Origin of the sequence: Pseudomonas sp. MSSRFD41, from assembly GCF_014230245.1 — a bacterium.
In the GTDB taxonomy this organism is placed as follows: Bacteria; Pseudomonadota; Gammaproteobacteria; order Pseudomonadales; family Pseudomonadaceae; genus Aquipseudomonas; species Aquipseudomonas piscis.
Genome location: NZ_JACKZK010000001.1, coordinates 25,243 through 37,940, shown reverse-complemented (window position 1 = coordinate 37,940; position 12,698 = coordinate 25,243). Strand labels below are relative to the sequence as shown.

At 64.1% G+C, this 12,698-nt stretch carries 12 protein-coding genes; 5 read left to right on the top strand and 7 right to left on the bottom strand.

Features of this window, described 5'->3' with window-relative positions; genetic code table 11:
- Window positions 1-3 precede the first annotated feature (3 nt).
- Both H7A76_RS00175 and algB read right to left on the bottom strand, forming a co-directional pair.
- A complete protein-coding gene (locus H7A76_RS00175) occupies window positions 4-1,782 on the bottom strand; it encodes a KinB sensor domain-containing domain (RefSeq protein WP_185696678.1) in 1,779 nt (592 codons plus the stop codon).
- 10 nt (window positions 1,783-1,792) lie between these two features.
- Window positions 1,793-3,139: a sigma-54-dependent response regulator transcription factor AlgB gene (gene algB, locus H7A76_RS00170; protein WP_185696677.1), complete on the bottom strand. Its 1,347-nt coding sequence runs from the start codon at window positions 3,137-3,139 to the stop codon at window positions 1,793-1,795.
- A 434-nt stretch (window positions 3,140-3,573) separates the two neighbouring features.
- Between algB and H7A76_RS00165 the strand changes: the two genes are divergently transcribed.
- From H7A76_RS00165 to H7A76_RS00145, 5 genes are all read left to right on the top strand, one after another.
- The gene (locus H7A76_RS00165; protein WP_185696676.1) at window positions 3,574-3,858 is read left to right on the top strand and encodes a hypothetical protein; all 285 of its coding nucleotides are present in this window, start codon (window positions 3,574-3,576) and stop codon (window positions 3,856-3,858) included.
- 92 nt (window positions 3,859-3,950) lie between these two features.
- On the top strand, window positions 3,951-4,115 hold the full coding sequence (locus tag H7A76_RS00160; RefSeq protein WP_003170804.1) for a DUF1328 domain-containing protein: 165 nt from the start codon (window positions 3,951-3,953) through the stop codon (window positions 4,113-4,115).
- Window positions 4,116-4,117: 2 nt separating this feature from the next.
- Window positions 4,118-4,582 (top strand): inhibitor of vertebrate lysozyme family protein, encoded by a 465-nt coding sequence (locus H7A76_RS00155; RefSeq protein ID WP_085593908.1) that lies wholly within the window; start codon window positions 4,118-4,120, stop codon window positions 4,580-4,582.
- Between the two features lie 727 nt (window positions 4,583-5,309).
- Window positions 5,310-6,641, top strand: a complete 1,332-nt coding sequence (gene gltP, locus H7A76_RS00150) for a glutamate/aspartate:proton symporter GltP (protein ID WP_185696675.1) — start codon at window positions 5,310-5,312, stop codon at window positions 6,639-6,641.
- Window positions 6,642-6,764: 123 nt separating this feature from the next.
- Window positions 6,765-7,994 (top strand): nucleoside recognition domain-containing protein, encoded by a 1,230-nt coding sequence (locus H7A76_RS00145; protein ID WP_185696674.1) that lies wholly within the window; start codon window positions 6,765-6,767, stop codon window positions 7,992-7,994.
- Window positions 7,995-8,024: 30 nt separating this feature from the next.
- Here the strand turns inward: H7A76_RS00145 and H7A76_RS00140 are convergent, their stop codons facing one another.
- Genes H7A76_RS00140 through H7A76_RS00120 form a run of 5 tightly spaced genes read right to left on the bottom strand, consistent with a single transcriptional unit; the run spans window position 8,025 to window position 12,628 of the window.
- Entirely contained in the window at window positions 8,025-8,645 is a 621-nt protein-coding gene (locus H7A76_RS00140; protein ID WP_185696673.1) for an ABC-type transport auxiliary lipoprotein family protein, read from the bottom strand.
- Window positions 8,642-9,580 (bottom strand): MlaD family protein, encoded by a 939-nt coding sequence (locus H7A76_RS00135; RefSeq protein WP_185696672.1) that lies wholly within the window; start codon window positions 9,578-9,580, stop codon window positions 8,642-8,644. The genes H7A76_RS00140 and H7A76_RS00135 overlap by 4 nt, the downstream gene beginning before the upstream one ends.
- 1 nt (window position 9,581) lies before the next feature.
- A complete protein-coding gene (locus tag H7A76_RS00130; protein ID WP_185696671.1) occupies window positions 9,582-10,385 on the bottom strand; it encodes an ATP-binding cassette domain-containing protein in 804 nt (267 codons plus the stop codon).
- The gene (locus H7A76_RS00125) at window positions 10,382-11,530 is read right to left on the bottom strand and encodes an ABC transporter permease (protein WP_185696670.1); all 1,149 of its coding nucleotides are present in this window, start codon (window positions 11,528-11,530) and stop codon (window positions 10,382-10,384) included. Before H7A76_RS00125 ends, H7A76_RS00130 begins: the two co-directional genes overlap by 4 nt.
- Window positions 11,531-11,584: 54 nt before the next feature.
- Entirely contained in the window at window positions 11,585-12,628 is a 1,044-nt protein-coding gene (locus H7A76_RS00120; protein ID WP_185696669.1) for a DUF5924 family protein, read from the bottom strand.
- Window positions 12,629-12,698 lie beyond the last annotated feature (70 nt).

Sequence of the window (12,698 nt, the reverse complement as noted above, 5' to 3'; positions counted from 1 at the left end):
GCCCTAGAGCGGCAGCGCCAGGTAGAACTGGGTGCCCTGCCCGGGCCGTGAGTAAACGCCCATGCGCCCGCCATGGAGCTGGACGATTTCCTTGCACAACGCCAGCCCCAGGCCGGCGCCGCCCTTCTTGCGCCCCACCTGGACGAAAGGTTCGAAGATCCGCCCCTGCTGGCCATAGGCGATGCCTTCGCCGTTGTCCTCGACGCTGATGATCACCCGTTCGCCGTGGCGCCGGGCCTGCAGGCGGATCTGCCCGCCGCTGGCGGTGTGGCGCAAGGCGTTGCCCACCAGGTTGTCCAGGACCCGTTCCAGTTGCGGGCGGTCGGCATGCAGGCGCGGCAGCGGTGCCTGGATCTCCAGCAGCAGCGCTATATCCTGTTGTTGTGCCTGCTCGCTGAAGCGCCACTGGGTCTGCTCCAGCAACTCGTCCAGGGAGCAGGGCGCGAGGGTCAGTTTTTGCAGGCCGTTCTGGTAGCGGGAGAAGTTCAACAGGTCGTTGATCAGTTGCATCAAGCGCTGCATTTCTTCGTTGACGGTATTGAGCAGGTCGGTTTCCCGGGACTCCTCGGCAAAGTGCAGGCGCTCCTGGAGCAGTCCGAAGGCCATGTGCATGCCGGTGACCGGGGTGCGCAGCTCGTGGGAGGCGCGCAGCACGAACTCGCTGCGCACGCGCTCGAAGGCCCGCTGCTCGGTGACATCGTGCAGCACCATCACCGCTCCGAGGATATGCCCCTGGGTATGGCACACCGGAGTCAGGCTGTAGGTCAGCAGGCGTGCTTCGCCGTCGACCTCGATATCCAGGTCCTCCGGCGCCCGTTCCAGGTTGCCGCCGCGCAGCACCAGCTGTAGCTGCTCGTCCAGCTCCGGGCGTTGCAAGGCGCTTCCCAAGCCTTGGCCAAGGCGCTCCTGGTCCCAGCCGAGCTGGCGCTGGGCCACCGGGTTGAGGTGCTCCAGCCGACCCTGGCGGTCGATCATCAGCAAACCGTCGTCGATGCTATCGAGTACCGCCTGCAGGCGTTGCTGGCCGGCCAGCAGTTCATCGACATTGGTGGCCTGATGCTGGCGCAGGACTTCGGCCATGATCCCGAAGCGCCGCGCCAGCAGGTTCATTTCCGCCGGCCCGGAGATTGGCAGGGTGACGTCGAAATTGCCCTGGCTGATCTTGTCCGCCGCCTTGGCCAGGGCCTCGATCGGGCCGCCGAAGCGCCGGGCGATGGAGTGGGCGGTAATGAAGCCGATGATCAGCACCGCCAGGCCCACCAGCCCCAGCAGGCCGGCCACCAGCAGCGCCCGGCCACGGGTCTGGTGCTCCACTTCGCTGATGTTGTCCAGGGCGCGCTTGTGTTCGTTGATCAAGCCACCGCGCAAGGTATTGAAGCGTTCGGTCAACTCGTCGTTGTTACTCAGGCTGGAGGTGCTGTGCTCGAAAGCCTCGAAGAAGCTGACGTAGTCGCGGCGCGCCTGCTGAAAGCCATTCTGTTCCTTTTGTTGCTGTTCATGGGCGATGCCCTGGTCGAGCAATTCCAGGTAGTGCTGTCGGGACGCTTCCAGGGCCGCCGGATCGGGCTTGTTGCCGAGCATGAGGATCAGTTGGTCGCCGAGGGTCTGGCGCAGCTTGAGCCCCAGGTCCAGGGTGATGAAGTTGTTGCGGATCAGCGATTCCTGGGTACTGGCCATCTGCATCACACTGACCAGCCCCAGCACCAGGCCGAGCAAGGCCACGGTGATCAGGGCGGAGATGCTGAGAAACAGCCGGGTCCGCAGTTTGATCGCGAGCTTCATGAGGTCCTGTTCATAGGTTGTACTGCTTGCGCTTGCGATACAGCGTCGAAGCGTCGATGCCCAGGGTCCTGGCGGCCTGGTCCAGGGTGTCGCTGGTGGCCAGTACCGCGCCGATATGGGCCTTCTCCAGTTCGTCCAGGCTCAGCGCGGCGCCGATCCGTGGGGCGTTGTTGGTGGGCTGCTCGGCCATGCCCAGGTGGCTGATTTCCACTCGCTCCTGGGGGCAGATGATGCTCGCGCGTTCCACCACGTTGCGCAGTTCACGGATATTGCCCGGCCAGCGGTAGTTGAGCAGCGCTTCCCGGGCCTCGTCGCTGAAGCCGCGGGCCGGCCGCGAGTATTCCTTGACGAAGCGTGCAAGGAAACGATCGGCCAGGGTCAGGATGTCCTCGCTGCGTTCGCGCAACGGCGGCAGGTGCAAGGTGATGACGTTCAGGCGGTACAGCAGGTCTTCGCGAAAGCGCCCGTCGCGCACCATGTCTTCCAGGTTGAGGTTGGTGGCGGCGAGGATGCGTACGTCGGCCCGACGGGTCACCGGATCGCCGACGCGCTCGTATTCCTTGTCCTGGATGAAGCGCAGCAGCTTGGGTTGCAGGGTCAGCGGGAAGTCGCCGATCTCGTCGAGGAACAGGGTTCCGCCGTCGGCCTGGTTGACCCGGCCCAGGGTACTTTCGCTGGCGCCGGTGAAAGCCCCCCGGCTGTGGCCGAACAGTTCGCTTTCCATCAGTTCGGCGGTCAGCGACGGGCAGTTGATGGTTACGCAGGATTTCTTCGCGCGCTTGCTCCAGCCATGGATGGCCCGGGCCAGCTCGCCCTTGCCGGTGCCGGACTCGCCGAGGATGAGGATATTGGCGTCGGTGCTGGCCACCTGGCGAGCGGTTTCCAGCACCACCTTCATGGCGGGGCTGTGGGAGTCCAGGCCATCGCTGGATTTACGCACTTCGCCTTCCAGGGCTTCCAGGCGCGCCGAGAGCTGGCGCACCTCCAGCTGCTTGGCGGTGGCCAGGCGCAATTGATCGGGGCTGCAGGGCTTGACCAGGTAGTCGGCCGCGCCGGCCTGGATCGCGTCCACCGCGGTATCCACGGCGGAGTGGGCGGTGACGATCACCACCCGCATCCAGGGAGCCTGGATGCGCATCTGGGCCAGGACGTCGAGACCGTTGTCTTCGCCCAGGCGCAAGTCGAGGAAGCACAGGTCGAACACCTGGCGTTGCAACAAGGCATCCGCCTGGGCCGCGCTGTTGGCGGTGGCGACGGTATAACCCTCATCCTCCAGGCAATAACGAAAGGTGCGAAGGATGGCGGATTCATCATCCACCAACAGGATGCGGCCTTGATTTTCCGGCGCTGACTCCATTTTTCCCAGGCTCCTTAAATGAACGATCTTTATTTAGTCCCGGAAAAATCGGGCAAGTTGCAAGGTTGATTCTGATCCATTCTGTGGCTTGCAGGTTAGATCTCTGCGAGACGAATAGCTAACCCACTGAAACAAATGATGTTTTCAATAATGGGGCGGTACTGCTCAGATGTCGGTCTGTATCAGGCCGCTCGCCATTCGGCAAAGTTCCCATCGCAAGCTGGAAGGTATTCGATTCTGCACGAGGAGATCGTGCATTTCGCACGGCCCGGCAAGCGGGCATCGTGCAGGATGCGTCTCATCAGGTTTCGATGAATATTAATAACTATATGATTTTATTGGTATTTTCATTTGTCACAAAGCTGGCATGCCGCCTGCAATACCTCTCCCAAGTCGCATAACAACATCTCAACCGCTGTGGGAGGTATTTCAGGATGAATCGCCAACGTCTCGCCCAAATGCGTATCGCGCCGCGGCACTTGCAACAAGGCCTGTTCGCCAGCCTTGCCCTGCTGGTCACCCTGATTGCCGGGCAGCAATTGCAGCGCTGGCAAGACAGCGAGGCGCAGGCTCCCCGTGTGGTGGTCCAGCATATGGCCCAGACCCATTTCGCCCCGGTGAACAGCCCGTTCGCCGAAGCCCCCCTTGCACACCTGATGACCGTCGACCAGGCGCAGCCGGTGCTCGAGTTGTCCCGCGACGAGCGTTGGGTGTTCTAGACGGCCTGGGCACCACGGTGGTGCCTGCCCTGCGGCGGCGTCGACTGCCATGCAGGTAGCGTTTCCAATAGAGAAAAGTAAGGAGAATCATCATGCTGAGTTGGGCAATCACATTCCTGATCATCGCCATCGTCGCTGCCGTTCTGGGGTTCGGTGGTATTGCGGGTACTGCCACCGGGATCGCCAAGATCCTCTTCGTGGTGTTCCTGGTGATGTTCATCGCTTCGTTCTTCTTTGGCCGTCGCGGCCGGGGCTGACCATGGGGTTCTCCTATAAGACCCTGGCCGCTGTCGTGCTGCTGGGCGCCAGTACCCTGGCGAGCGCAGCCAACGACGGCCAGGCACGCGCCAACCAACTGCTGAACTCGGATCCACAGTTCCGTAAGACCTGGCAAGACGTCGTGCAAAAGGAAGAGCGCCTCCCCGAGTGGGTGATGAACCTGTCGGGCGAGGCCGAGCAAATGAATGCAGTGCAGGAGGATGGCGACAAGTACCTGGTGGGGCCCCTGTGCGAAACCGCCCAGAGTTGTCGCAGCCAGCGCCTGATCGTGGCCTTCGGTTTCGATAAAAAGCATGCCTACGCCTTGCTGGTGGAAGTGCCTGCGGGGCTGCCCGCCGACAAGTCGCCCACCCGGCATGCCAACTACCGGTTTCTCGGCAAGCCCGAGCCCGGTATGCAGGAATTGCTTAAAGAGCAGCTGAGAAAGGACCCGAACTGGTATTGAGTCCGGGTCAGTCGAATAGACGAAAGGGCCTGGTGCGCTTTCGGCTGTTGCACGACCCGAGGAGGGCTTGTGCATGACCAGGGGGCCGGGACGTTCTGATCCACTGGAGATCGGAGTGACCTAGGGGTACAGGGAGTGCCTCCGCAAGGGCCGGGTCAGGAAAAAGCGGCGGCGCAAGCTCCCAGGTCGGCATCGACCTGACGAGCTTGCGGCGTGCTTGGACAGGAAAAAGACCCGATCTAGAGCCCTTGGCAAGAAAACCCACAGTGCGAACTGAAAAATCTTCCTTTGACGCCGGTCAAACGTTACCTGGTATTTCTCTGCGACCGTATATCGAGAAACTTTCCGGAAAATCCGGAAGGCTCGAGGGCACCCGAAACAGAAGATTCCTAAATTTTTTTAGACCTTTCCTGACCCTTCCGACAAGCCCGGACACCGCCTGAAATGGCCGTTTCACGGTATTCTGGCCTGCCGAAATGTCGTATTCGAACCGGTTGGGACGCTCATTTTGTTTCGAAAAACTCATGCCGATTCGGCATGGGGTAGGCGTTTACGGCATTAGACGCGCCCCCCTTGCATCGGAATAGTTGCGCCTTTTTTCGCCCGCGCAGAGTCGTCATTGCTCGCTCGGGATGACCTTATACGGGGGCCGATGCACAGACTTTTCCGCCATTGAGCGTTGCAGTTCGCGCATCTGCCCGAGACCAACTTAAGTAAGGGTAATGATATGAAGAAGGCCAAAATAAGCCTCGCCTGGCAGATCCTCATCGGTCTGGTCCTGGGTATTGCGATCGGCGCACTGCTCAATCATTTCAGCGCTGAAAAGGCCTGGTGGATTAGCAACGTCCTGCAACCTGCGGGCGATATCTTTATCCGCTTGATCAAGATGATCGTGATCCCGATCGTCATCTCCTCGCTGGTGGTCGGCATCGCCGGTGTCGGCGACGCCAAGAAACTGGGCCGCATCGGCCTCAAGACCATCATCTACTTCGAGATCGTGACCACCATCGCCATCGTCGTCGGCCTGCTGCTGGCCAACCTGTTCCATCCGGGCGCAGGCATCGACATGAGCACCCTGGGCACCGTGGACATCTCCAAGTACCAGGCCACCGCGGCCGAAGTGCAGCATGAACACGCCTTCATCGAGACCATCCTCAACCTGATTCCGTCGAACATCTTCGCGGCCATGGCCCGTGGCGAGATGCTGCCGATCATCTTCTTCTCGGTGCTGTTCGGCCTGGGCCTGTCGAGCCTGCAGGCCGACCTGCGCGAGCCCTTGGTGAAGATGTTCCAGGGCGTTTCGGAAACCATGTTCAAAGTCACCCACATGATCATGAACTACGCCCCCATCGGCGTATTCGCACTGATCGCGGTGACCGTCGCCAACTTCGGTTTCGCCTCGCTGCTGCCGCTGGCCAAGCTGGTGATCCTGGTCTACGTGGCCATCGCCTTCTTCGCCTTCGTGGTCCTGGGCCTGATCGCACGCCTGTTCGGCTTCTCGGTGATCAAGCTGATGCGCATCTTCAAGGATGAGCTGGTGCTCGCCTACTCCACCGCCAGCTCAGAAACCGTGCTGCCGCGAGTGATCGAGAAGATGGAAGCCTACGGCGCGCCGAAGGCGATCTGCAGCTTCGTGGTGCCTACCGGCTACTCCTTCAACCTCGACGGTTCGACCCTGTACCAGAGCATTGCGGCGATCTTCATCGCCCAGCTGTACGGCATCGACCTGTCCATCAGCCAGCAGCTGCTGCTGGTCCTGACCCTGATGGTCACCTCCAAGGGCATCGCCGGGGTTCCGGGCGTGTCCTTCGTGGTCCTGCTGGCCACCCTGGGCAGCGTCGGCATCCCGCTGGAAGGCCTGGCCTTCATCGCCGGTGTCGACCGTGTGATGGACATGGCGCGTACCGCCCTGAACGTGATCGGCAACGCCCTGGCGGTGCTGGTGATCGCTCGTTGGGAAGGCATGTACGACGAGGCCAAGGGCCAGCGCTACTGGAACTCCCTGCCGCACTGGCGCAGCAAGGAGAAGCTGCCAGCCGGCGAGATCTCCAAGGGCTGAGACCCCTGACGCTCGCCCACCAACCCGGTGGGCCCGCGCAACAGACAAACCCCGGTCGATCCGGGGTTTGTCGTTTCTGCAGCCCCCGCTATCATTCGCCGCATCTTCCGAGGGATATGACCGATGCTCAATGGCCTGTGGCTTGGCTTCTTTATCGTTGCAACCGTTTCCGCCCTGGCGCAGTGGCTGGTGGGGGGCAACGCCGGGATCTTCGCCGCCATGGTGGAAAGCATCTTCGCCATGGCCAAGCTGTCGGTGGAGGTCATGGTGTTGCTGTTCGGTACCCTGACCCTGTGGCTGGGCTTCCTGCGGATCGCCGAGAAGGCCGGCATCGTCGAGTGGCTGGCCAAGGTCCTCGGCCCACTGTTCAAGCGCCTGATGCCGGAAGTGCCGCCGGGTCATCCGGCCCTGGGCCTGATCACCCTGAACTTCGCCGCCAACGGGCTGGGCCTGGACAATGCCGCCACGCCCATCGGCCTCAAGGCCATGCGCGCCCTGCAAGAGCTCAACCCCAGCGCCACCACCGCGAGCAACGCGCAGATCCTGTTCCTGGTGCTCAACGCTTCGTCCCTGACCCTGTTGCCGGTGACCATCTTCATGTACCGCGCCCAGCAAGGCGCGGCGGACCCGACCCTGGTGTTCCTGCCGATCCTGCTGGCCACCAGCGCCTCAACCTTGGTGGGCCTGCTGTCGGTGGCGGTGATGCAGCGCCTCAAACTGTGGGACCCGGTGGTGCTGGCTTACCTGGTTCCCGGTGCCCTGGCCCTGGGAGCCTTCATGGCATTGCTGGCGAGCCTGTCGGCGGCGGCCCTGGCATCGCTGTCGTCGATCCTCGGCAACCTGACGCTGTTCGGCCTGATCATGCTGTTCCTGGTGGTCGGCGCGCTGCGTAAGGTCAAGGTCTACGAGGCCTTCGTCGAGGGTGCCAAGGAGGGGTTCGACGTCGCCAGGAACCTGCTGCCATACCTGGTGGCCATGCTGTGCGCCATCGGCGTGCTGCGGGCGTCCGGCGCCCTGGACTTCGGCCTCGACGGAATCCGCCACCTGGTGGCCTGGGCCGGTTGGGATACGCGCTTCGTCGATGCCCTGCCCACCGCCATGGTCAAGCCGTTCTCGGGCAGTGCGGCCCGGGCGATGCTGATCGAGACCATGAAGAGCCAGGGTGTGGACAGCTTCCCGGCACTGGCGGCGGCGACCATCCAGGGCAGCACCGAAACCACCTTCTATGTGCTGGCGGTGTATTTCGGTGCGGTGGGCATCCAGCGGGTCCGGCACGCCGTGGGCTGCGCCCTGCTGGCGGAGTTCGCCGGCGTGGTCGCGGCGATCGCCGTCTGCTACTGGTTCTTCGGCTGATCCTGCGCCGGCCTGCCGGCGCCACGGACCTCAGCGTTTCCTCACCTGGTTGCCCTGCCCCACGGCCCAGTCCACCACCTGGCGGGCCAGCACGTCGCTGGCCTGGCCGAACCCGGCCACTACTGCCGGCACCCGGGTCTCGGCCAGCGGCTGGCGTACCTCGAAGCGTCGGCTGGCGAGGATCTTCTGGTCGGCACCCCGAATCAGCCGCGCATCCAGGCGTATCACCACCTGGGCGGCCTTGCCCTGGTATTCGGTCTGGAACGCTTGCAGGTCGCCGCCCAGGGCCAGGTCGGTCTGCAGGTTGCTGTCGTCGGTGCTCAACAGCTGGACCCGGCCATCGCGCTGGAACCCGTCCAGCAGCCGGTTGCGCAGCAGGATCGGCGCCGGGTCGGTCCAGCGCGAGGCCTTGTAGCTGCTGAGCAGGTCGCCCTGGGGAATCACCGCGATCCGCGCACTGTTCAAGGCGTCGCTGGCCTGGGGCTTGAGCAGTTGCAGCGACCACGGCAGGGCCTTGCCCGGAGTGCTGGCCTGGCCCACGGGCAAGCGGTAGACATCCAGTGGCTCGCTCTGGGGCAGGATCGAGCAGCCACCCAGGGCCAGGACGGTCCCCAGGGCCAGGGGGGCAAACAGGCGGCTGGCACGCATCATGGGGTGAACTCCTTGCTCTTCTCGTTACCCAGCAGGTAACCACCGGGGTTGGCTTCCAGGCGGCGGGTGATGGCCCGCAGCGAGCTCATGGTCTCGCGCAGTTCGCGCACGGCCGGCGCCAGGCCATTGAGGCCCTGCATGCCGTTGCTCAGCGAGTCCTGGTTGTCGTTCAGCAGCTGGTTGAGGGTGGCGCTGCTTTGCTCCAGGGAGCGCATGGCCTGCTGGGCGCTGCCGAACATTTGCCGGCCCTGGTCGTTGAGCAGGCCGTTGGCGTTGCGCATCAGCGCGGTGGTCTGCTCGAGCATGGCGCTGGTCTGCCTGGTGATGGTCCCCAGTTGCTGCATCAGCTGGCGCAGGTCGTTGCGCTGCTCGGCGATGCTGGCGGTGGTCTTCTGCAGGTTATCCAGGGTACTGCCGACCCGGTCCACGTTCTCCGGGGAGAACAACTGGTTGGCGTTGTGCAGCAGCTGGTTGACCCCGGTCATCAGGTCGTCGCTGTTGTTCAGCAGCCGGGCGATGGGCGATGGCGAGGCGGTGATGCTCGGCAGATGGCCGTTCTTGCCCTTGAGCGGCGGGCTTTGCGGGGTGCCGCCGCTGAGCTGGATGATCGAGGTGCCGGTGATGCCGGTCAGCGCCAGCTTGGCCTGGGTGTCTTCCTTGATCGGCGTGTCGCCGCCCAGGCGGATCTGCGCCAGCACCCGGCGCGGGTCCTTGGGGTCCAGGCGCAGGTTGACCACGTCGCCGACCTTGATCCCGCTGTACTGCACCGAGCTGCCCCGGGACAGGCCGCTGACCGCTTCGTTGAAGACGATCTCGTAGTCCTGGAAGGCGCTGTCGACGCTGGACTTGGCCAGCCACAGGCCGAACAGCAAGGCGCCGGCCACCAAGATCACCGTGAACAGGCCGATCAGTACGTGATGGGCTCGGGTTTCCATATCATCCCTCGTTGGTCGGTGTCGCGGCCTGGTACGCCGCGCGGCCCCGGGGGCCGTGGAAGTATTCGTGGATCCAGGCGTCCGCCGTCTCGGCGACGATATCGATGGCATCGGCCACCAGCACCTTCTTCTGCGCCAGTACCGCCACCCGGTCGGTGATGGTGTAGAGGGTATCCAGGTCATGGGTGACCAGGAACACGCTCAGGCCCAGGGCATCGCGCAGGGTCAGGATCAGTTGGTCGAAGGCGGCGGCGCCCACCGGGTCCAGGCCGGCGGTGGGCTCGTCGAGAAACAGGATGTCCGGGTCCAGGGCCAGGGCGCGGGCCAGGGCGGCGCGCTTGATCATGCCGCCGGACAGCGACGCCGGGTACTTGTCCGCCGCCGACAGCGGCAGGCCGGCCAGGGCCAGCTTCACCGCCGCCAGGTGCTCGGCGTCGGCGCGCGACAGGCCGGCGTGTTCGATCAGTGGCAGGGCGACGTTCTCGGTCACCGTCAGCGAAGTGAACAGCGCGCCCTTCTGGAACAGCACGCCGAAACGTCGTTCCACCAGCGAGCGTTGTTGCTCCGGCAAGCTCGGCAGGTCCTGGCCGAATACCCGCACCGAACCCTCGCTGGGCTGGCGCAGGCCGACGATGCTGCGCAGCAAGACCGACTTGCCGCTGCCCGAGCCACCGACCACGCCGAGGATCTCGCCCTTGTACACGTCCAGGTCGAGGTTCTCGTGCACGCTCTGCTGGCCGAAGCGGTTGCACAGCCCGCGAACCTCGATCACCGCCTCGGCGGGCGCGCGCGGCGGGCGGCTCACCAGCCCATCTCCATGAAGAACAGCGCGGCCACGGCGTCGATGACGATCACCACGAAGATCGACTGCACCACCGCGGACGTGGTGTGCGCCCCCACCGACTCGGCGCTGCCGCTGACCTTGAAGCCCTCCAGGCAGCCGATGGCGGCGATCAGGAAGGCGAATATCGGGGCCTTCACCAGGCCCAGAAGGAAGTGTTTTACGCCGATATCCGAATGCAGCAGCGAGAGGAACATCGCCGGTGAGATGTCCAGCGACAGCGCGCAGACCACGCCGCCGCCGATGATGCCCGAGAGCATCGCCAGGAAGGTCAGCATCGGCAGCGCCACCAGTAGCGCCAGGACCCGAGGCAGCACCAGCAACTCCATGGGGTCCAGGCCCAGGGTGCGAATCGCGTCGATTTCCTCGTTGGCCTTCATCGAGCCGATCTGCGCGGTGAAGGCGCTGGCGGTACGCCCGGCCATGAGGATGGCGGTCAGCAGCACGCCGAATTCGCGCAGGAAGGAAAACGCCACCAGGTCCACGGTGAAGATGCTGGCGCCGAATCCAGCCAGCACCGTGGCGCCGAGGAAGGCCACCACCGCCCCCACCAGGAAGGTCAGCAAGGCGACGATGGGCGCGGCGTCCAGGCCGGTCTGCTCGATATGCGCGACCATCGGGGTGATGCGCCAGCGCCTGGGATGCAACAGGCCGCGGGCCAGGGTTTCGAGGATCAGGCCGATGAAGCCCAGGGCCTTCAAGGTGTCGTGCCAGACGGTGTAGACCGAGCCGCCGATGCGCGAGAGCAGTTGTATGCCCACCGGGACTTCCGGCTGCTTGACCGGCACGCAGAAGTCGTTCAGCGAGCTGTAGACGGTTTGCAGCAGGGCGCGGTCGGCGGCGGACAGGGTGCAATCCGGATGCTCGGCGCTGCGTCCCAGGCGCTCGGCTCCCAGCAGTTCCACCAGCAGCGAGGCGCCGGCGGTGTCCAGGGCGCCGAGGCCATTGAGGTCGATATGGGTATCGCTATCGTAGCGCCCGGCCAGGGATTGGCTGAGGCGCTTGAGGTCGCTGTAGTGCGCCAGCGTCCAGTCGCCGTGGATGCGCAATTGCGCCGGAGAGTGGGCAAGATCCAGTTGAGCGGTGCCGGGCGTCACGCTGGTAGTCATAAGCTCCAAGCTTGTATGGCCATTTTGCAGTGCTACGTAATAGCACGATCCGCATTACTTTGCCTCGCCGGGCTTGGCCGCCTGTTGATCTGGATCGTCGATCTGGAAACGCAGCACGCCGATCACCTGGCCGTCCTCGGTGACGACCCGGACCTGCCATTTGCCGGCGGGGTTGGCCGGGAAGTTCTGCTTGCGGGACCAGGCGCGGTAACCCTCCTTGCGCCCGCCGTGGATGTCCAGGGCGATGCGGTCCACCTCGCTGCCGTTGAACTGCCAGACATGATAGATGCGCTCGTCCAGGCCCCGTGGCGCATTGATCGCGGTGTAGGCGTACAGGCCATTGCCGCGCACCTGGCTGGCGCTGAGGGTTTCCAGGCTGGCGCCTGGAGTACGGTCCTGGAGCTGGGTGCTGATGGCGTCCTCGGTCAGCCACAGGGTGGCCGGTGGTACCCAGGAGCGCAGCAGCCAGCCGGTGCCGCCGATGGCCAGGGTGATGCACAGCACGGTCAGGGCGCTGCGCACACTGCGGATCGGCAGGATCGAGGCCAGGCTCGGGAAGGACAGCAACATGGCGGTGCCCAGGGCCAGCTTGAAGCTCTGGGCGGTGGTCAGGTGCAGGATCAGCGGCAGCGCCGTCAGCAGTACGGCGAACAGTGTCAGCGTATGCAGGGCCAGGAACAACCAGCGGCGCGGGGCCAGCCACTTGTAGTACAGCGGGTCGGTGATGGACACCAGCGCCGCAGCGCCCAGCAGCCCGGTGAACGCCAGTTGGCCGCTGTTCCAGCTGGTGGTGATGAAAAAGAACGGCAGGACGAAGAACAGGCTCTCCTGGTGGATCATCTGCGTGGCATAGCGCAGCAGCGGCTGCGGGATCTCGCGCTTGAAAACCTGGGCGAACAGCTGGGTCAGGCTGTTTTCCAGCATCAGCCAGACCCAGCTCACCAGCATGATGACGGCGATCCATGAGGCCAGGCCCTGTTGCCGGTCCACCAGGATGAAACTGCAGACCCCCGAGATGAAGCCGCCGAGTGCGATGACCCCGGGGTAGCGCTTGATCAGCTCCAGCAGGCGCTGTATGTGTCGGTTCCAGTCGGGCATCGGCTGCAGGTCACGGTCAGGGTGGGAAAAAGCGCGACAGGATAACGTCGGTGGCGGCCCGTGGCGAGGG

Bases quoted from the DNA above. Each gene is read 5' to 3' on its own strand.
- H7A76_RS00175 (WP_185696678.1), bottom strand. From the start codon at position 1,782: ATGAAGCTCGCGATCAAACTGCGGACCCGGCTGTTTCTCAGCATCTCC.
- algB (WP_185696677.1), bottom strand. From the start codon at position 3,139: ATGGAGTCAGCGCCGGAAAATCAAGGCCGCATCCTGTTGGTGGATGAT.
- H7A76_RS00165 (WP_185696676.1), top strand. From the start codon at position 3,574: ATGAATCGCCAACGTCTCGCCCAAATGCGTATCGCGCCGCGGCACTTG.
- H7A76_RS00160 (WP_003170804.1), top strand. From the start codon at position 3,951: ATGCTGAGTTGGGCAATCACATTCCTGATCATCGCCATCGTCGCTGCC.
- H7A76_RS00155 (WP_085593908.1), top strand. From the start codon at position 4,118: ATGGGGTTCTCCTATAAGACCCTGGCCGCTGTCGTGCTGCTGGGCGCC.
- gltP (WP_185696675.1), top strand. From the start codon at position 5,310: ATGAAGAAGGCCAAAATAAGCCTCGCCTGGCAGATCCTCATCGGTCTG.
- H7A76_RS00145 (WP_185696674.1), top strand. From the start codon at position 6,765: ATGCTCAATGGCCTGTGGCTTGGCTTCTTTATCGTTGCAACCGTTTCC.
- H7A76_RS00140 (WP_185696673.1), bottom strand. From the start codon at position 8,645: ATGATGCGTGCCAGCCGCCTGTTTGCCCCCCTGGCCCTGGGGACCGTC.
- H7A76_RS00135 (WP_185696672.1), bottom strand. From the start codon at position 9,580: ATGGAAACCCGAGCCCATCACGTACTGATCGGCCTGTTCACGGTGATC.
- H7A76_RS00125 (WP_185696670.1), bottom strand. From the start codon at position 11,530: ATGACTACCAGCGTGACGCCCGGCACCGCTCAACTGGATCTTGCCCAC.
- H7A76_RS00120 (WP_185696669.1), bottom strand. From the start codon at position 12,628: ATGCCCGACTGGAACCGACACATACAGCGCCTGCTGGAGCTGATCAAG.